The sequence below is a fragment of the Paenibacillus anseongensis genome (genome assembly GCF_009757995.1).
Taxonomy (GTDB): domain Bacteria; phylum Bacillota; class Bacilli; order Paenibacillales; family NBRC-103111; genus Paenibacillus_E; species Paenibacillus_E chondroitinus.
Genome location: NZ_WSEM01000008.1, coordinates 564,018 through 582,590, shown reverse-complemented (window position 1 = coordinate 582,590; position 18,573 = coordinate 564,018). Strand labels below are relative to the sequence as shown.

The following is an 18,573-nucleotide window of genomic DNA, read 5'->3' as shown; positions in this document are numbered from 1 at the left end:
TACGAGGATCAACGAAGGAGACCGATCTTTAAGAGTTATCCCTGAGGCTGTTTTGAATAAGAAGAAAGAGGGACCCTAGGAAACCCTCTTTCTTCTTTTATTGCAGGAAGGCCCCGGCAGTTGGGCAACATTGATAGTTACTAGAAAAGCTTGACCGGGATGGTGATGGCGTTGCTTGCGAATAAGATTAACATTTAGTTCTAGTAACGATGGTATGAACGAAGCATGACAATTTAAGACTTACAAGTAAGTACTTAGACCCGTTATTTTACTTTTTATCATTCCAATTTCAATGTGGAAATTCGTATATATTTATCTTTATAAAGGAGATCAAGAATGAAAAAACTTATTGCAGGTATCATCATTGGCTGTACAATTACCTTTGCAGGACAATCGTTTGCTGAGCAGATCCAGCACATTATCAGTCCAGTTACCTACCAAATCTTGGTAAATGGGAAACAATTACAAAGTAATAATTCAGAACCACTTAACATTGATGGAAGTACCTATCTTCCTCTGAAGTCTATTGGAACAGCTTTAGGTAAACAAGTTTTGTGGAATGATACTCTCAAGAGGGTAGAGATCGGAGATGTACCCGCAACAGCTATTGAACTTACACCAGAAGAAAGAGCTGAACAATTCAGACAAGCTCTGAATACAAAAATTCAAAAACTCTATGGGGATTATAAGGTGAAAGGTATTGAACTTATAAACCTCGATAAATTCGCTATTTTCATGAGCGCTAAGGCTGAGGGAACTGGAAATTCTAATAAATATTGGTTCAATACAGGTAGCAAGCTTCTTGGAGATGGTAAAACAATTGTTCAATACATTGTATTCCAAGGTACAGAATATAATTTTACATATGGTATAGAAGTAATTAATTCAGACGATATTCCTGCTTATATGGGAAGTCGTTATGTTGATTTGACATTCCTTAAAAAATTCATTCCTCAGAGCATCATAGATGAATATTACCAGGCAGTCAAAGATCAAGCTTGGGGCATGGGGGCATTCCACAATGAGATTCCATAATGAATAACATCAACTAGTTACTGGGTCAATTAAGTAAGGATTTCGTGACCAAAAAGCGACCCCGTTCGGAATAATAGTCTCATAAAAAGTAGTATGTGGTGGTCTGTGCTTAATTGCACAGACCTTTTTAATTTCCACCATCCCGTCGTCGATACAACAAATAAATAATTCAACACGCGTTCATTCTATATACTTAGATGTCGAGTGACAAGAATATAGTCCGATTTATATCCGCCAAAATGGCGGCTTTTTTATTTTTTCGGAATATATTCTTGTCATTTCTCGATGTCAAGAATATGTTCCGATTGCCGACAAGACCAAAATATATACTTTTGGGCATTCAGCTAACGGGCAGTTTAGCGGAGTGATTCGTGATAAAATATCATTGAAGTAAAATGCTCAAATGAGGTGTTGGTCGTGAAACTGGTGAATAAAATTGAAGTCGCCTCGATGAAGAGCGAATATTGCAAAGTCGAGCATCACAATATCGTAATAGACGATATTCCTTTGGATATATTGCTTCATAATTACTATCCTGAAAATCATCTATTAGGTATGATTCCAACAATTATTGACTGGATAGACAACCCGAAAGAGAAGGAATTGATTAAAGAGAGGTTCAATTCAGCAGAAAGTGAGTTTGTCTTGCCAATTCTGATGTGCCCCGATGATTGCGATTTATGGTGTACTGTAATTGTTGCAGATGTCATTAAAGCAGATGGTTTTATCACCTGGAAGCATATCGGATTCGATAAGAGCACAAGAGAAGAGTTACTTCAGGGATATGAAAGTTTGGGAACGAAAGTTGATTGGCTTGATAAAATTCCTCCAATGATTTTCGAGGAATCGCAATACATTGCTCAACTAAGCAAAATTTACGATTAAACTAATGGGAACTATAGCTTCAACGAAGACGCGGATACGGGCATGGATCGGCTGCCGGGTTATGCTCACCACCGGGAGTGATTAGAACATATAACCAATATCAGAAGGTGATAAATAGGTGAACATAAACATAGAGGCTCTAACCCAAGTAATTAATGATTGGGACCCTGTTGGTCTTTTAGCAGGAGGTGCTCCAGAAAACGAATATAGCATTGAAGTAAGAGCAATCGCTCAGAAATCCACGTCATGTAAGTCTGAAACAGATTTAGCGATACTTATTTACAGAGTGTTCAACGATAAAATGGGGGTAAAATTAAATCAACTTGTTTGCTTAAAGCAGGCATTTAAAATTATCGAATACGGAAAATAACCGCAACAAATGATGATTAAGCTAACGTGTAACTATAGCTTAATAAACATCAGGAAGGCAGTCGACATCAAGCGGCTGCCTTTTCCCCGCTAACTGGCAGTTTGCTTCAATAAGGGGGAACAAATTTAATAACAGAGGTGACTTGAGATTTGAATTTTTTAAAGATTGTGATGATAGCAGCAGTCGTATTTACGTTGTTGGGATGTCAAGGGAAATTAAGTACGGAACCTACTGGGCAAGGGTATATCTTTGAAGTAAGTGACAGCGGAGTATTAGTTCTGGATAATATTAAAGACACCGATTTGGGTAAAAAATGGCGAGATATATCAGGGAGCTATTCAGGAAATGCTATTTGGCTAAAAACTTCGACCTCAAAACATTCAGTAGGACAAAAAGTAAGATATTGGGTCGATGGTGGAATTAATGAGTCTTTTCCAACACAGGCGAGTGCTAAAAAGATAGAAATAATTAATGATTGAACTAACGGGAAAAAAAAATTTAAATTTTCAAAAGGGCTAACGCGTAGCAGGCCTTTTCCCCGCGAACGGGCAGTAGAGTGAAATGAAAAATACATAAATTCTGTAAAACGCTGGAACTTACGTGAGTAGTGTTGAATGTCTAAATGATATTAGTAACTTACAGGAGGGTGGTTCAATGGAAAATAATCACGAAACGAAACCTAGCCTGAAAGTAAGCAAAAAATTGCCAACCAACGATATTGGCAAACGGTTTCGCAAGTATCTGAAAAATGTTAGGGGTGATGATTAATATGGGGAATATCGAGCAACTCATTATGAATATCATCATGTTTCTTTTTTCCAAGCATAGGCGTTTAGTGTTTACTGCATTCAATCAATCGAATTATTATGATGCAGTAAATAAATTAAAAAGTCATGGCATTTCCTATCGCAGCCGAATAACAAGTCATGACACGGGTACAGTGGGTTCAGGCAGAAATGAAAACAGCCAATACGACATCTACGTCAAAAAGGATGAGGTATATCTCGCGGAGAAGGCTATTAATAGCTAGCTGAAAATACTTTGTGGGAGGATGAAATGAAGAAATTAAATTGTCTTGTATTAGGTTTTGTTGTGGTTTTATTTATTGTAGGATGGTTTTCATATCAAAAATTTACAGATGACACTTACAAGGCGATGTCTATTATTCCTGAGCAACATAAGGACATTCCTTTATATAAAGGATTGAAACCGACCAATCGGAACTATGTTATCAGAGGCAACCATTGGAAAGAAGTATATAACTTTTATTTGCAACAACTCCCTAGACTTAATTGGAAAATTGCGTATGAGAGTTCAACTCTTAATGATAATGATACACAAAACGATTGGGCAGGGGGATTTATTTCTAGATGGAGAAAAGAAGGATTCGATGGAGAGTTATCGATTTGGGCTAATTACAATCAATTAGAAGACCAAACAGAGGTGGTCTTTGATAGAAATCAAAATCCTCCCCGATAAGGGATTCAACTAACGGATAACAATAGCACAATAAACAGGGAGCAGAATGCCACAGCAGCTGCTCCCTGTTTCATTAAAGTAACAGGCAGTAATCTTCAATAAATGCACTACAGAGAGATTAGGTGAGAGCCGATAATTAATATAAGGTTATAAGCAATTTTACCTCATGCTTCCCAATTCTATCCTAATGTTCATGGAATATCGAAGGGCATTCTATCGGGGGAATGACGACATCGAAAGGGAGTGGAGCAGGGATTGAAGGCGTTTTTAGTCGTTTTTATATCAGTATTCGGGTTAATTGCCGCCATTTTCATCGCCGTTCTTTGGGACTATATCTACTATCCGATTATCGGGTTTAAGGCTGAACACGCAGCAGTTGTCTACATGAAATCAGAAGATTTCCTCATCGAGAGCGTAGCCTATTCTAAACAGTTCGGAGAAGACAAGGGAAAATATCTCGTAACGGCGCACCCAGCGACTAGACCTCAACTCAAGTTTTATGTGTCTGTGTCTCAAGACTTTAAAGTGGACGAACATAGCTTTAAGGAATCGAAATGGCGATATGACACGATCAAGGAGTACGCTCCTTTAATTTCTCAATTGAGTCCAGGCTTCGATTGTTATGCAGTCAATATAAACATACCGAAGGAGTTACTCGACAAGTTCTCTGCCGAGACCCAGTACAAGGACATTAGGAAGCTACATGAGCATGCTACTGAAGAATATCTGTTTATGGGAATGGCAGTCGATCCTTATTTTACTGAGCAAAGAGCTCTTGAGTATGGTTATCTCGTAACTGAGTTTATGAAGCAGAGAGCTCTAAAGGATGCTTCAATGGAGATTATCTTTTATCCGAAGAGCTTCATCGAAAGTCTAGGTAATGACATAAGGAAGAATGATGTTTTTACCATGCAAAGCGATACCATGAATAGCAAGTTCTATCGTGAAGCCTTACCGTTTAAAATCCAATTTGATACCCGTACAGGCAAAACAAAAACTACGCTGGATTTGATCAAGTCTCCCGAGGATATGAAGCCGTTTTTGACCAAGAAATGAGGCCAAGCAGAGACTTATTCAAATCCAATAGAGAAAATAAAGCATAGACACACACAAAGTGCTGAACTAAGGCAAGAACGAAAACGTAATGAACACCACGGCAGCCGGTCAGACGATCGGTTGCCTTTTTCAATGAAGTACCGGGAGATTAGTTTAACAAGAGGTGTTTGTACTCTATAAGTCGAATATGTTTGAAACTTTTTAGTGGAGGTTTTATGCATGGCTGATAAAGAATTAGTCCTCGATATTGGTGGGGTACTTGCTACTAATTTTTCTCCACATTTTTGGAAAGATCTGTCGGAACAATCAAGTACTCCTTATGAAATGCTTTTTAATTTTAGAAAGGAAATGCGTGAAGAGTTATGGACTGGAAAGATGCCAGAGGAGGGGTTCTGGAAACAGTTGCATTTGAAATTTCCTACAATTCATATAGAAAACGCAAAAGAAATCCTTATTTCAAATATTCGTCCAATGCCAGCTATTGAGAAAGTAAAGATGTGGAGTAAATACGCAAATATCCATATATTAAGTAACCATCGCATAGAGTGGATAAAATCCATTCTTAAACCTATCGAACCTTATGTATGCAGTATTACAGTATCCAGTGAAGTAGGTTGCTGCAAGCCTAAGCCTGAAATATACGCTCTAGTTCATGAGCAACTAAACCACCAGGGAGATATATTGTTTGTTGATGATCAGGATAAAAATTTTAATGAAGCAAATTCGCTCGGGTGGAAAACCATATTAGCCGACGAAAAAGGGGCCTGGATTTATAATGTCACTTCACTTTTGTCAGCTGTAGAAGATTGATTTAATGCAGTAAAAAGATCAATCTCCGTTGAACTATCGGCGAACTATAGTTTAATTAATTGGGCTGCCGCGAGGGGACCTTTTTCTCAAAGGGCAGGATACTTCGAAAGTACAAAGAATTAATAATCATGAATGGAACGTATATTGAGAAAGTAGGTTGTAAGCGTGGCGTTTGCACATCTTATTGTGGAGCTACACTGTCTTTACGGGATAGGAGACCAAGATGAAGGTATTCCACCTGTTCCACCTTTTTGTAAATATGGAGTACGTAAACCAGGGTACCATTGTTTAATGGAAAATTGTGAGTTCTCTGGGCATGCACCAGCGCCACTTGAAATAGCCTATTCAGATGAAAAGGGTGAGGTAGCCTCTGATGCGTGGATAGGATTTGGAGGCGATATGGACCCAAATCCTTATAACGACAAAATGGTATCGGAACTAAAAGAATCATGGGAAAGTCTTTGTAAAAAGAAAGTGAATGAAGCATATGAAGATTATATGAAGCAGCACAAACTACTTGAAGATGAAGAATGAAATTCTACTTTCGTAAGAACGATAGTTCAATACAAACAGGGAGCAGATTGCCTCGGCAGCTACTCCCTGTTTTCATTCAACTAAAGGGCAGATTACTTCCAATATGTGTTAATATGAAGGTTGGCACTTATTAGCTAGGAATGAGGTAACCTAATTGAAATATATCGAGGTTGGTATAGGGAATACCTGGATCGTACGTACGGAAACAGAACTTGATGATGGGTCTGAATATGAGCAAAAGGGTATTATTAAGCCTATTCTTCTTCACTCCATCTATTTTAGAATTTGGTTAGGTAAAACAGTGTTCGTTTTGGACTCAAGAGAAGGTTTAAAAAGAATGAAAAAGTCACGGCATGCTTTTAAACTTATCTTTGGATTAGCAAGTTATATAACTGAAGGTGACTCTCGAGGTTAAGCCAGCAAGAAACGTTAATTCAATACGATACCATGGTAGCCGATCGGCTGCTTTTTCGTTGAACTAATTGGATCTATCTTCAAAATAATGCATCAAAATATGATAACTTAATAGTTCGATTAGGGGGATGAATGTGAATTTTAAATTCCTAGATTTTGACCTCATTTCAGGTAAGGAAATAACTTTATACATTCATAGAAAGATTCCTGGAGATGAAGCGAAGGGATTTGTCCCTGCATATAAATATAACATCGTTCTTACGAGTTCAAATGAGATAGTCGGTAAAATTGATGTTCGAATTGGGAATAATGAAAACCTTTACTACGGCGGACATATAGGTTATTCGATAATTGAAAAATTTCGAGGCAAACATTATGCTGCAAAGGCTTGTCTGTTGATTAAACAAGTAGCTCTGGCACATTTCATGGAGAATCTAATAATTACATGTAATCCAGATAATATTCCCTCCAGAAAAACATGTGAATACATCGGGGCTAAATTGAATGATATTGTTGACCTTCCTCCCGATAATGATATGTACCTTGAAGGAGAAAGACAAAAATGTATTTATGAGTGGTCTTTATTCTAACGAGGAACGATAGCGTAATAAGCAGGGAGCAGCCCGCCATGCGGCAGCTGCTCCCTGCTTTCGTTAAAGTAACGATCAGGTTAGTTCCAATTGAAGGGAATTCCTGTAACAATGTAGAAATACCAATTACTACAAGATACTTGGGGGAAGAAAATGTCGGTTAAAAATGAGTGCGGATTATATACAATGTGTTTAGTGCAATATGAGGATAAGATCCTACTAATAAATCGCCCTGATAAACTGGGATTTCCAGGGTATCTTGGTCCTGGAGGGAAAGTAGATCTCCCTGAAAGTTTGACCGAGGGAGCTGTGCGTGAGCTCAGAGAAGAAACAGGATTACTCGCTAAACCGGAGGACTTAATATTCAAAGGAATAGACGAATATGTGGTGCCAAAAAACAATTATAGATATATGGTCTTCAATTATCTGGTTACAAAATTTGAAGGGGAATTACTTACGAATCCACCTGAAGGAGAGTTGCGCTGGGTTGATATTAGTGATGCTACAAACTTACCGATGCAGCCGTGGTTTAAACGTAGACTACCCCTATTTTTTGAAAAGGGAACCTTTGAGATATCCGTCGTATGGGATGAGGATAGTAAAAGATCAATCGAAGATAAGCTCAGATTACTCGGTTAGTATAAATGAACTAACGAAGAAACAATAGTAAATCTCATAAATAGGAGTGATTTGTTTTGTATCCACCATCTCATCGATTAGCAACTGGAGTAATCATTAGAAATGGCGACGCCATTCTACTAGTAAAGGGAAACAATAACCGTTGGAGTTTGCCAAAAGGTGGTATCCACGAACGAGAGGTCTTTTCAGAAGCAGCGATCAGAGAAGCAAAAGAGGAAACAGGTTTTAACGTGAAACTAAATGATGTAGCATTTGTAACGGAGTTTAAAAGGTCTGACTGGGGGCAGTATCTTCAAGTTTATTATTCAGCTGATATTATTGATGGAAATATTACTGTCAACAATGACCCTGATAATGAGATAAGCGAAGCAAGCTTTGTTCCAATCAAGGAACTTGAAGCATATTTGAATTTCCGACCTCAAGTCCTGCCATTAAAAGATTGGATTAAAAATAAAGTTACCCAATACCATTTTTTTGACTTAGATGTGGAAAGTATCGAAGTGATAAATATTAACTGAGATCCGATTAGGATGGCAAGCTCGCTCAAGAGCTTGAAAGCGATTGACTAAGCTCTAACGGGGAACTATAGTTCAAAAGGAACATGACGGCAGCTGGCATATGATTGGCTGCCGTTTCCCGGTGAATTAACGGCGGGATAGTTTAACCAATTATCGAATATTTCAATTATAGTGGAACTTATAAGGTTATAGCGTGAGGTGAAATATGATTCGGGGAGTAATTATTGAAGGATTGTCTACCACAGGAAAAACATCAGTATTTTCTGCAATAAAGAGATTACACAGCCAAACAAACAATGATGAAAAGACGTTATTTGCAATAAGTGAACACTACTCGCAAGTTTTGCATTCATACCAAGGTATATTAAGATCCATGAACAAGGATGAACATATTCAGCTATTAAATCGTCATGTTGATTATCTTGAGCAGCAATTCGAATGGATTGATTCACTTGGTCATACGAAACCATCCAAAGGTGTATTTTTTCTTTTAGAGAGGTTCAATGTAAATCATCGAGCGGCCTTTATAAATTCTGCAGAAATTGAAATGATGGAAAAACGTTTATCAAGGCTGAATGCACGTTGTGTGCTTTTAACCTTATCCCAAGATGCTGTAGAGCCTAGATATATTGAAAGTCGGGGCGAAGCTTGGAAATCCTACGTAATGAAAAACCACCCCACAGTAACAGAGGCATGTCAGAAGTTTTTAGAGGATCAGGAAAAGCTTCGTATGTGTACTAAACAATCGCTTATCCCCAGTTTAGAGATAAACACCGATAAAGCAGACTGGGATTCTTATGCAAAACAAATACTCATGGGATTCAACTAACGGCGAACGATAGTTAAACATAAAGGGTTCCACATATTAGTCATGTATAATATGTGGAACCCTTTATTATATCTGACTTTCCCAAAATTAGGTCTTGATAAACTGTGAAAATGAAGTTTTAGACTGCGGGCGGGCGTTAAGCTTGCTTAATAAACGACGAAGGAGCTGCGGCGCAGCTCCTTTTAATTACTTAATAAAATCACGAATTTGATACATATGTCTATGAGTTCGTCGGCTAGACCACTCCTGAGCCCTGTAACTCTGTAACTGGATCGAGTGACGCAAGTAATTTGTTACTCCGCTTTTACTAACATATCCCTTTTGTCTGCAATCTCCTGGTTGTACCTCAACCCCCATTCTCTCATGAGATTAATAATGGGTTCTAAGGTACGGCCGAACTCCGTTAACGAATATTCAACCTTTGGTGGAACCTCTTTATAAACCTCCCTATGTACTACTCCGCCGTCTTCTAATTCGCGAAGCTGAAGGGTCAACATTCGCTGTGTGATATCTGGCATTAACCTTCGAAATTCATTAAAGCGTCTTGTCTCCGACAGTAAATGATATAAAATAACGCCCTTCCATTTACCTCCAACTACTTCTAATGTGGTTTCTACTGGACATCCGCGGGGGTCAGGACAAGATGGATACTCAGTATTAATACTTTTCACTTGCATGCCTCCATTCAAGTCTTAGTATAAAAAGGTACACTATACAACAAAAATGTGCGTACTTACATAAAATAGCTAACTGCTTTATTATAACAGAAGTCGGAACATAAACGGTAACCAACTCACATTTATATACCGTTAAACAGCTCTAAAGAATTAAACGAGAGGATGAAATGTACTATGGAAACAATGAAGGCTGTTGGCTTGCATCGTTATTTGCCTATTGAAAACCCAGAAAGTTTGTTGGATCTAAAAATGGAAAAGCCAGTTGCTACTGGCCGAGATCTACTTGTTCGTGTAAAAGCTGTGGCCGTTAATCCAGTTGATTACAAGGTTCGCTCCCCTAAAGACAAGGTTGAAGAAAACCCAAAAATTTTAGGCTGGGACGTGGCGGGTATTGTTGAAGAAGTTGGCCCGGATTGCACGTTGTTCCGTCCAGGTGATGAGGTTTATTACGCTGGTGACATTACTCGGCAAGGGGGTAATAGTGAATTCCATCTTATTGACGAGAGAATTGTAGGGAAAAAGCCAAAATCCTTGGACTTTGCACAAGCTGCTGCCCTGCCATTAACAACGCTGACTGCTTACGAGGCATTGTTTGAACGAATGAACATTAGTCGTGAATCCAACGAAAATAAGAATAAAGCTATTCTTATCATTGGAGCAGCAGGTGGAGTCGGATCTATAGCTGTCCAATTAGCAAAATGGGCTGGACTGACCGTTATTGGAACTGCCTCCAGACCTGATTCCGTTGCTTGGGCAAAAGAGCAAGGGGCTGACTACACCATCAACCACTTCGAGGAGTTCGTCCCCCAATTAAAGCAGTTAGGATATGAAACCGTTCCGTACATTCTTTGTCTTAACGCAACAGCTAAGCATTGGAAAAACATGGCGAACGCGATTGCACCTCAAGGAACCATTTGTTCAATCGTTGCAGACGGGCCGCTTGATATGCAATTGATCGTAAACAAAAGTGCAACCTTTGTTTGGGAGTGGATGTTTACAAGAGCCATGTTTCAAACAGAAGACATGATTCAACAACACATACTCTTGAACGAAGTAGCTGATTTAATTGATAGTAAAAAGATAAAAACTACCCTGAGCGAACGACTTTCCCCTATCCATGCTGAGAATTTACGAAAAGCTCATTCATTGCTGGAAACGGGCAGAGTTATTGGTAAAATTGCCATTGAAAATTTTTAATGCACTCAAAAACAATATCAGAAATACCAAACCATACTAAAAGGAAGTGCTTATCATGAACCTGATTCAACTCTCAGAACATGTATATAAATGCGAATCTGTAGTCACTGAACCCATCCATATCCCTGTAAATACTTGGTTAATTAAAGATCAAGATGATGTTTATATCATCGATACAGGTCTAGAAGGATTAGTAGATGCTCAAATGAGGGCAGCCACAGCTATTGGTACTCCAAAAGCAATTTTACTTACCCATGGCCATAGTGATCATATTCAAGGCGCTGCAAAGTGGTTAGAGAAGTTCGACATTCCAATTTATGCCCATCAGAAAGAACTTATTTATATCAATGGAGAAGCACCCTATCCGAACTTCAATACCCTTGAAAATACAGGGGTAGCCAACAGGGTTCTGCCATTAACAGAGGAAACACTTGCACACCTGCCTATCCAGTACTATCTAACACCTGGGCACTCTCCTGGGCATGTCATCTACCATCATGAAACGGACAATGTACTTTTAACAGGAGATCTCTTTATTACAAGTAAGGAGGATTTACATCCACCCATTAGAAGTTTTAGCATCGATGTCAACGAGAACATTGATAGCGCCGCAATTATTGATGAAATCAAACCCGCACTACTCAGCTCTTCACATGGACATGAACTTCTCTACAATGATGAATTGTATGCAAATCATGTGCTACGGTATCGAGATTGAGAGGAGATTCAGAATGATACATGAATGGCGTGAATATACAATAGCTCCAGGAAAATCTGCCGATTTGCACAAGCGGTTTGAGGAAGTAACAGAGCCTCTATTTAAAAAACATGGAATAAAAGCGCTTGGATACTGGAATGTCGTAGTCGGTGAAAATCCAAAACTGGTCTATCTTTGTGAATTCGAAGATCTCTCCCATCGAGAACGAGCGTGGGCTTCATTTTTTAGCGATCCCGAATGGATTGCTGGTCGTGCGGCGTCAGAGAAGAATGGGGCTCTAACACTAAGAATCGTCAATACTATTTTATCGCCAACGAAATATTCAGCGATACAATAATCGGAGCTGTTAACTCTAATCCCGATTCAAATCGATTTATCAGCTTCCCAATAAAATTTAAATAGAAATACCAAACCATACTAAAAGGAAGTGCTTAACATGAACCTGATTCAACTGTCAGAACATGTGTATAAATGCGAATCTGTAGTCACCGAACCTATCCATATCCCTGTAAATACTTGGTTAATTAAAGATCATGATGATGTTTATATCATCGATACAGGTCTAGAAGGATTAGTAGATGCTCAAATGAGGGCAGCCACAGCTATTGGTACTCCCAAAGCAATTTTACTTACCCATGGCCACAGTGATCATATTCAAGGTGCTGCGAAGTGGTTAGAGAAGTTTAACATTCCTATTTATGCGCATCAGAAAGAACTTATTTATATCAATGGAGAAGCGCCCTATCCGAACTTCAATACTCTTGAAAATACAGGGGTAGCCAACAGAGTTCTGCCATTAACAGAGCAAACACTTGCACACCTGCCTATCCAATACTATCTAACACCTGGGCACTCTCCTGGGCATGTCATCTACCATCATGAAACGGACAATGTACTTTTAACAGGAGATCTCTTTATTACAAGTAAGGAGGATTTACATCCACCCATTAGAAGTTTTAGCATCGATGTCAACGAGAACATTGATAGCGCCGCAATTATTGATGAAATCAAACCCGCACTACTCAGCTCTTCACATGGACATGAACTTCTCTACAATGATGAATTGTATACAAATCATGTGATACGGTATCGAGACTGAAAAAAGTCAATATATCCAATGAACATCTGGCTCTAACACTAAGAGCCGTCCATACTATTTTATCACCGACGAAATATTAAGCGATACAATAATCGGAGCGGCTAACTCTGATCCCGATTTAAATGACTGAATATTCTAATAATTTTAATGTTTTCCCAGGACTGCTGCTGTGTGCAGCGGTTTGGGGAGTAAGGCATTTTTGAGGGGTCGAATTCATTTATAGCATTTGGTTTAGAAAAAATGAGTAGAAACAAAAGGATAGAGGGTATAAGGATGAATGAAACAAACAAAAACAAAACGAATTATGGAATTATAGCGATTCTGACTATTGGAGCTATATTGGTCGTATCGTTGCTGTATGTTACCATTCCACTGCTGCCCGTGCTGGCCGAGGCATATGGTGTGCCGCAAAACCGGCTGGTGTGGGCGGGAAGTGGGTTTGGCTTTGCTTATGCATTTGGTACTATCGTATTTGGCACTTGGTCAGATCGAGCTAGACGCAGAAATATATTAATCGGCGGCTTACTCGTCCTCGTTTTGTCCAGTGTATCCGTCAGCTTAAGCCCATCGGTGGAATGGCTGATCGCACTGCGCATCGTACAAGGGTTTATAGCGGCCTCGTTTCCTCCGGTCGCCCTCGCGTACGTAGGTGATGTGATACATCCTCGCCTGCGCTCAGTCGCCATTTCAATCATTAGCTGCGGCTTCCTGCTTGCCGGCGTGCTTGGGCAGCTGTATGCCAGTGCTATGGAGCAGATAGTCAGCTGGAAAGGGGTGTTTGATGTTCTTGCCGTCTGCTACCTTATTATAGCTGTATGCTTACTTCGACTACCAGCCGGAGTGGTTTCAGGTGATAAGGCATCGGTTCGAACGGTCATTGGCCGTTTGTTCGGCTTGTTCAGGATCGCACCGCTGCTCGCCACCTATGCGGTTGCTATTACGCTGCTGCTTAGCTTCGTGGCGATGTATTCTGGCCTTGGCACGCATATCGTGGATGCATTTGGTATGGGGGGACGCGGGCTAATGTGGATTCGGGTGGCAGGCATTCCCGGCATCTTGATGTCACCTCTTGCCGGTCAATCGATTAAGCGTTTTGGCGCCTCCAAGGTTCTTATTACCGGGCTGATAATCGCCACTGCCGGTATTGCTTTCGAGGCTTTATCCACAACGGTATTCGCGTTGGTTGTCTCCAGCGTTATTTTCGTCGCTGGCATCTCGATAAGCGCTCCGGGAATTATCGTTCGTATTAGCCAGCTTGCCGGGAATGCCCGTGGTGGTGCCGTTGCACTTTACTCATTCTTTGTCTTTATTGGAGCCAGTATCGGACAGATCCTTTCTTCTTCCTTGATGCACCTTGGCTTTCGCTTCCTTGGCATTACGCTGGCAGCTATTCTGTGTGCAGCCGCCTTGGTTGCTTGGGTCAACAGCCGCAGCCAGGCAACGCTCTCCATGTCAGGAGGGAGCACCCGTAGGGCTTCATAAGAACAACAATGTAGCAGTCGTAACGGAATTCAATAAAAACATCAACATTCCTGAACACTGCTCCCCCCGAAGGAAAAACGGAATGTGAGCAGCTTTTTCTTTACGGAAAATGACCTTGTACCTCAGGGAAACAGGCTGCACGAGCATATGCTTAAATTTCATTAACAGGTGGAATTGGCGTTTGTGCAAGAATCGAATCAACTGAAAAATCATACTATTGGTGGTGAACAGAGTAATGGGAGATCAAAGAAATAAGTACGGAGTTAGTCCCAAAATTGAAGGATGTCCTGTGGAAACAACTCTGGATGTCATCGGTGGAAAATGGAAAGGGATCATTCTGTATCATCTCATTGACGGAACGAAAAGATTTAATGAATTCCGGCGTCTTCATCCGGAAATTACGCAGTCTATGCTTACATTACAGCTACGGGAGCTTGAACGGGATGGGATTATCCATAGAGAAGTTTATAAAGAAGTCCCACCCAGAGTGGAATACTCGTTGACTGACTTTGGAAGAACGTTGGAACCGATCATAGTATCTATGAAAGCATGGGGAGAGACTTGTTAAATCAGACTTAACGAAACTAGAACGAGACAGGGGGGATATACTTGAGTAATCGGAGGGGGAGGTTAATGATGTCCTGGTGGTTAGATAAAAACTAACGGACAGCATAGTGCTGTACGAAGCGCAGGCAAGTTAAAAGCGGATAGCGGGCTGCAGAAGCAGAACCGATCTGCTGCCGCTATCCGTTTTGTTTTCGTTCAGTTGACTGTGGTTAACCAGGAAACATACCTCTTTTGTTTGCATTCTCCAACCCCCAGTCTCTCATGAGATTAATAATGGGTTCTAAGGTACGACCGAACTCCGTTAACGAATATCCAACCCTTGGCGGAACCTCTTTATAAACCTCCCTGTGTAATACCCCGCAATCCTCCAATTCACGAAGTTGGAGGGTCAACATTCGCTGTGTGATATCTGGCATTAACCTGCGAAATTCATTAAACCGCCTTGTCTCTGACAGTAAATGATATACAATAACTCTTTTCCATTTTACTCCAATCACTTCTAATGTGGCTTCCATTGGACATCCGCGGGGGTCAGGGAGGTACTGGTTATTGTTCCCTTCCATATTTATGCCTCCATTCAAGTCTTAGTATAAAAAAGTACACTATACAACAAAATTGTGCGTACTTATATAAAGTAGCTGATTGCATTATTATAAGTTGGAGCGTGAAAGGTAACCATATCCAAACTCTAAAGAACTAGATGAATGAACTATGGAAACAATGAAGGCTGTTGGCTTGCATCGTTATCTGCCTATTGAAAACCCAGAAAGTTTGTTGGATCTAAAAATGGAAAAGCAAGTTGCTCTGGCCGGGATCTACTCGTTCGTGTAAAAGCTGTCGCCGTTAATTCAGTTGATTACAAGGTTCGATCACCTAATGTCACGAACGTATGCTGTTGGCAGTGAAGGATGTGATGAAACTGCAGTTCGGTGTGTATGCATCCGTCATTTGTACGGGCGAAGTACCGGTTGGGGACAAGCTGTACATGGTGAAATTCGAGACCGCTTCATCATAAATGCAAGGCTCGACAGAGCATTAAATCCTGTCCACGCAACAGAAATGTTCCATGCTTGTTCATTTTAAAATTAGGATTTGGTTTGCTGTTTCCTCAATTTGATATGCTTTCTTCGCCCTTGGTAAGCAGTCTAATGGCCTTCGCGATTGCTTCCCTTGTCTCGTTTGGCGTTTTCAATGCATCAGGATCGTACGATGGGCCAAAAGGATTTGTTGGTATCCAGGCAGTAGCTAAGACCATGATAGCAGTTAAAAGAAAACCAGGGGTGAAGGTCGTTCCTACCTGACCGGCGCTTTGCGCATTCATCAGCTGATTTATTTTTTTTTGTTGGACGGACGCACGGTCAGTTAAGTTAACGGCCTTCTGTTCTAACGCGTACCATGCCATTAATCGAAATAAATCGGGATTTGACATCGCAAAATCGAAAACCCTTGCTGCATAACCGGGAAGATCATCAGGTGTGAAGGGTTCTTCATAAACGCGTGTCAGGTTATTCAGAAGAACGGTTGTAAAGAGCGTCTCTTTATTTTCAAAGTAAATATAGATCATATTCTTATTGCATCCGGCATTTTTGGCAATGCGATCAACACGTGCGCCCGCAATACCATAGGAGGAGAACTCCTCCATAGCTGCCTCTAAAATCCGCGCTTTTGTTGCTTCTGCGTTTTTCAAAGTTCGTCCCTCCATGTTCAAGCATCTGTATTTAAAATATATCATACTGTTAATGTTATTGACAAACTATTTAGTTAGATGTAGATTATAACTAACCAGATGGTTATATTGTCTGAAAACCTAATGAAAGGAGGAATTCTCGATGTCACAAGCTACCACAAAGATTGCCTTTGTTACAGGAGGAAGCCGCGGCATTGGCCGAAGCACTGTACTAAGCCTGTCAAACCACGGTGTTGATTCGATTTTCGCAGCATTCTGGCGAATGGTCGCCTAAAACTTTTTCACTTCAAATAACTGTCTAGAAATTTTTACTTTATTTTGACTAGACACATTAAATTAAACAAGGAGGAAACTCTGATGAAACTTTCAGGGAACACGATACTGATCACTGGTGGAGGTTCTGGAATTGGTTTAGCTTTTGCAGAGCGGTTTATCAAAGCTGGCAATACGGTCATTGTCTGCGGACGACGTGAAAGTGTTCTACAGGATGCTAAAGAGAAGTTCCCGAGTCTCATTACTCGAGTTAGTAATCTTGGGCTTGAATCTGAGCGTATAGCGTTATTTGACTGGGTGACCACGAATTATCCAGACGTCAATGTATTGGTGAATAATGCGGGGATTGGGGACCAGTTTCATGTATTGAAAGAAAAAGAGAATTGGAGCTATTACAACAGTGAAATTGCGATAAACTTTGAAGCCCCTGTCCATCTTTCTCTGCTGTTCGCACCATTTTTTTCAACAAAACAACATACGGCTATTGTGAATGTTACGTCTGGGTTGGCTTTCACCCCTCTAGCAATTAGCCCAATTTATTCAGCAACAAAGGCGGCATTACATTCCTTTACGATGAGTCTAAGACATCAACTTTCCGATGCATTTGTAGAAGTCATTGAAGTGGCTCCGCCGGCAGTTCAAACTGCCTTCACCCAAAATAATGGAGAGCCTTTGGATGCATTTGCGGATGGAATTTTCCAGGGATTTGAAGAAGGTAAACAGGAGATTGGCTATGGCTCATCCATGAATCGCTTACGCATGTCACGTGACGAAATCGACATATACGTAGAAAAAATGTATCAAGCGATGAAAGGTGCCATTGAATAATTTGGTTACAAGGGGGGTGTCTCATCAGCGGATTTAACCGCTCTAAGTTCATACGTTGGCCTCCATTACAGTACCTTTTTTTATACAATAACACACTATAGTGCCTACTTACGATAACGATAATTAAGTATGCATTATATGATGAAATCCAAAGAAGTTAATTATTTTGATTGCAGAAAGGAAGTTTTGATTCATGGCAACTGTACTGTACATCACTGCGCATCCCCTTGATCCTGAGGAATCTTTTAGCCTCGCGGTGGGCAAAGAATTTATTGAAGCGTACCGTGAAGCAAATCCAAGAGATGAAGTTATTCATTTGGATCTGTACAAAGAGAATATTCCGCAAATCGATGCTGATGTTTTAAGGGGTTGGGGAAAGCTTCGGTCGGGTTTATCTTTTGATCAACTGTCTGATGCTGAGAAATCAAAAGTAGCTCGTCTTGGAGAGATTGTTGATCAATTCGTGGCTGCGGATAAGTACGTATATGTTTCCCCGATGTGGAATTTTACGCTCCCACCGGTTTTGAAAGCATACACAGATGCGACTTCAATTGCGGGTAAGACTTTCAAATATACCGAAAATGGTCCTGTAGGTCTGTTGCACGGTAAGAAAGCCTTGCACATTCAAGCTAGTGGTTCTGTTTATTCGGAAGGTCCTTTAGCTTCAATTGAAATGGGATACAGGTATTTGAAAAATATCTTACAGTTCTATGGGATTCCAAATATGGAGGCAATTTTTGTTGAAGGAACAGCAGTAAGGTCAGCAGAGCAAGTTAAAGCAAAAGCGATTGCACAGGCTAAGGAAGTTGCTAAACGTTGGAGCTTGGTTGAGTCAATATTGTAAAACAATGAATGGGCTGCCGCGGCAGCTCATTTTACTACTCAC

Annotated in this window: 27 protein-coding genes and 1 pseudogene; 25 read left to right on the top strand and 3 right to left on the bottom strand. The window is 40.3% G+C overall.

Annotated elements, in window-relative coordinates:
- Window positions 1-336 precede the first annotated feature (336 nt).
- From GON05_RS10240 to GON05_RS10175, 14 genes are all read left to right on the top strand, one after another.
- Window positions 337-1,035 (top strand): stalk domain-containing protein, encoded by a 699-nt coding sequence (locus GON05_RS10240; protein ID WP_157319046.1) that lies wholly within the window; start codon window positions 337-339, stop codon window positions 1,033-1,035.
- A gap of 417 nt (window positions 1,036-1,452) precedes the next feature.
- A complete protein-coding gene (locus tag GON05_RS10235) occupies window positions 1,453-1,920 on the top strand; it encodes a hypothetical protein (RefSeq protein WP_181646252.1) in 468 nt (155 codons plus the stop codon).
- Between the two features lie 118 nt (window positions 1,921-2,038).
- Window positions 2,039-2,290, top strand: coding sequence for a hypothetical protein (locus GON05_RS10230; RefSeq protein WP_157319045.1), 252 nt, complete (start codon window positions 2,039-2,041; stop codon window positions 2,288-2,290).
- Window positions 2,291-2,439: 149 nt separating this feature from the next.
- Window positions 2,440-2,769 carry a YobA family protein gene (locus GON05_RS10225; RefSeq protein ID WP_157319044.1) on the top strand — a complete coding sequence of 110 codons (330 nt, stop codon included), beginning with the start codon at window positions 2,440-2,442 and terminating at the stop codon, window positions 2,767-2,769.
- A gap of 290 nt (window positions 2,770-3,059) precedes the next feature.
- Window positions 3,060-3,320, top strand: coding sequence for a hypothetical protein (locus tag GON05_RS10220; RefSeq protein WP_157319043.1), 261 nt, complete (start codon window positions 3,060-3,062; stop codon window positions 3,318-3,320).
- Window positions 3,321-3,346: 26 nt separating this feature from the next.
- A complete protein-coding gene (locus tag GON05_RS10215; RefSeq protein WP_157319042.1) occupies window positions 3,347-3,769 on the top strand; it encodes a hypothetical protein in 423 nt (140 codons plus the stop codon).
- 243 nt (window positions 3,770-4,012) lie between these two features.
- Window positions 4,013-4,825 carry a hypothetical protein gene (locus GON05_RS10210; RefSeq protein ID WP_157319041.1) on the top strand — a complete coding sequence of 271 codons (813 nt, stop codon included), beginning with the start codon at window positions 4,013-4,015 and terminating at the stop codon, window positions 4,823-4,825.
- A 219-nt stretch (window positions 4,826-5,044) separates the two neighbouring features.
- A complete protein-coding gene (locus GON05_RS10205) occupies window positions 5,045-5,635 on the top strand; it encodes an HAD family hydrolase (protein WP_157319040.1) in 591 nt (196 codons plus the stop codon).
- 165 nt (window positions 5,636-5,800) lie between these two features.
- On the top strand, window positions 5,801-6,169 hold the full coding sequence (locus tag GON05_RS10200) for a hypothetical protein (protein WP_157319039.1): 369 nt from the start codon (window positions 5,801-5,803) through the stop codon (window positions 6,167-6,169).
- Window positions 6,170-6,323: 154 nt separating this feature from the next.
- Window positions 6,324-6,584, top strand: coding sequence for a DUF3977 family protein (locus tag GON05_RS10195; RefSeq protein ID WP_157319038.1), 261 nt, complete (start codon window positions 6,324-6,326; stop codon window positions 6,582-6,584).
- Window positions 6,585-6,717: 133 nt separating this feature from the next.
- The gene (locus GON05_RS10190; protein ID WP_309491791.1) at window positions 6,718-7,173 is read left to right on the top strand and encodes a GNAT family N-acetyltransferase; all 456 of its coding nucleotides are present in this window, start codon (window positions 6,718-6,720) and stop codon (window positions 7,171-7,173) included.
- A gap of 153 nt (window positions 7,174-7,326) precedes the next feature.
- Window positions 7,327-7,812: an 8-oxo-dGTP diphosphatase gene (locus GON05_RS10185; protein WP_157319036.1), complete on the top strand. Its 486-nt coding sequence runs from the start codon at window positions 7,327-7,329 to the stop codon at window positions 7,810-7,812.
- Window positions 7,813-7,868: 56 nt separating this feature from the next.
- Window positions 7,869-8,330: an NUDIX domain-containing protein gene (locus GON05_RS10180; RefSeq protein ID WP_157319035.1), complete on the top strand. Its 462-nt coding sequence runs from the start codon at window positions 7,869-7,871 to the stop codon at window positions 8,328-8,330.
- A gap of 205 nt (window positions 8,331-8,535) precedes the next feature.
- Window positions 8,536-9,159: a hypothetical protein gene (locus GON05_RS10175; RefSeq protein WP_157319034.1), complete on the top strand. Its 624-nt coding sequence runs from the start codon at window positions 8,536-8,538 to the stop codon at window positions 9,157-9,159.
- A 293-nt stretch (window positions 9,160-9,452) separates the two neighbouring features.
- On the opposite strand, the gene GON05_RS10170 is transcribed toward GON05_RS10175, so the two are convergent.
- Entirely contained in the window at window positions 9,453-9,836 is a 384-nt protein-coding gene (locus GON05_RS10170; protein WP_157319033.1) for a winged helix-turn-helix transcriptional regulator, read from the bottom strand.
- 174 nt (window positions 9,837-10,010) lie between these two features.
- Between GON05_RS10170 and GON05_RS10165 the strand changes: the two genes are divergently transcribed.
- The 6 genes from GON05_RS10165 to GON05_RS10140 all read left to right on the top strand — a co-directional run bounded on the left by GON05_RS10165 (window position 10,011) and on the right by GON05_RS10140 (window position 14,900).
- Window positions 10,011-11,033: a zinc-binding alcohol dehydrogenase family protein gene (locus GON05_RS10165; protein WP_157319032.1), complete on the top strand. Its 1,023-nt coding sequence runs from the start codon at window positions 10,011-10,013 to the stop codon at window positions 11,031-11,033.
- 55 nt (window positions 11,034-11,088) lie between these two features.
- Window positions 11,089-11,751 carry an MBL fold metallo-hydrolase gene (locus tag GON05_RS10160; RefSeq protein ID WP_157319031.1) on the top strand — a complete coding sequence of 221 codons (663 nt, stop codon included), beginning with the start codon at window positions 11,089-11,091 and terminating at the stop codon, window positions 11,749-11,751.
- A gap of 13 nt (window positions 11,752-11,764) precedes the next feature.
- On the top strand, window positions 11,765-12,088 hold the full coding sequence (locus GON05_RS10155) for an NIPSNAP family protein (protein ID WP_157319030.1): 324 nt from the start codon (window positions 11,765-11,767) through the stop codon (window positions 12,086-12,088).
- Between the two features lie 99 nt (window positions 12,089-12,187).
- The gene (locus GON05_RS10150; RefSeq protein ID WP_157319029.1) at window positions 12,188-12,850 is read left to right on the top strand and encodes an MBL fold metallo-hydrolase; all 663 of its coding nucleotides are present in this window, start codon (window positions 12,188-12,190) and stop codon (window positions 12,848-12,850) included.
- Between the two features lie 273 nt (window positions 12,851-13,123).
- Window positions 13,124-14,332 carry an MFS transporter gene (locus GON05_RS10145; protein ID WP_157319028.1) on the top strand — a complete coding sequence of 403 codons (1,209 nt, stop codon included), beginning with the start codon at window positions 13,124-13,126 and terminating at the stop codon, window positions 14,330-14,332.
- A gap of 235 nt (window positions 14,333-14,567) precedes the next feature.
- Window positions 14,568-14,900: a winged helix-turn-helix transcriptional regulator gene (locus tag GON05_RS10140; protein ID WP_157319303.1), complete on the top strand. Its 333-nt coding sequence runs from the start codon at window positions 14,568-14,570 to the stop codon at window positions 14,898-14,900.
- 208 nt (window positions 14,901-15,108) lie between these two features.
- Here GON05_RS10140 and GON05_RS10135 read toward each other — a convergent pair whose 3' ends face one another.
- Entirely contained in the window at window positions 15,109-15,462 is a 354-nt protein-coding gene (locus GON05_RS10135) for a winged helix-turn-helix transcriptional regulator (RefSeq protein WP_157319027.1), read from the bottom strand.
- A 157-nt stretch (window positions 15,463-15,619) separates the two neighbouring features.
- Here GON05_RS10135 and GON05_RS39030 point away from each other — a divergent pair.
- Together GON05_RS39030 and GON05_RS39700 are read left to right on the top strand one after the other, a co-directional pair.
- A pseudogene (locus GON05_RS39030) lies at window positions 15,620-15,774 on the top strand (zinc-binding alcohol dehydrogenase family protein); the annotation flags it as partial.
- Window positions 15,775-15,788: 14 nt separating this feature from the next.
- Complete coding sequence (locus tag GON05_RS39700; protein WP_276509493.1) at window positions 15,789-15,914, top strand: hypothetical protein; 126 nt, start codon at window positions 15,789-15,791, stop codon at window positions 15,912-15,914.
- A gap of 93 nt (window positions 15,915-16,007) precedes the next feature.
- Here GON05_RS39700 and GON05_RS10125 read toward each other — a convergent pair whose 3' ends face one another.
- A complete protein-coding gene (locus GON05_RS10125) occupies window positions 16,008-16,586 on the bottom strand; it encodes a TetR family transcriptional regulator (protein ID WP_157319026.1) in 579 nt (192 codons plus the stop codon).
- A gap of 142 nt (window positions 16,587-16,728) precedes the next feature.
- On the opposite strand from GON05_RS10125, the gene GON05_RS39695 reads away from it, so the two are divergent.
- From GON05_RS39695 to GON05_RS10110, 3 genes are all read left to right on the top strand, one after another.
- A complete protein-coding gene (locus tag GON05_RS39695) occupies window positions 16,729-16,860 on the top strand; it encodes a hypothetical protein (RefSeq protein ID WP_258567553.1) in 132 nt (43 codons plus the stop codon).
- Window positions 16,861-16,943: 83 nt separating this feature from the next.
- On the top strand, window positions 16,944-17,687 hold the full coding sequence (locus GON05_RS10115; RefSeq protein WP_157319025.1) for an SDR family oxidoreductase: 744 nt from the start codon (window positions 16,944-16,946) through the stop codon (window positions 17,685-17,687).
- Between the two features lie 193 nt (window positions 17,688-17,880).
- Entirely contained in the window at window positions 17,881-18,531 is a 651-nt protein-coding gene (locus tag GON05_RS10110) for an FMN-dependent NADH-azoreductase (protein WP_157319024.1), read from the top strand.
- The last annotated feature ends 42 nt before the right edge of the window (window positions 18,532-18,573 follow it).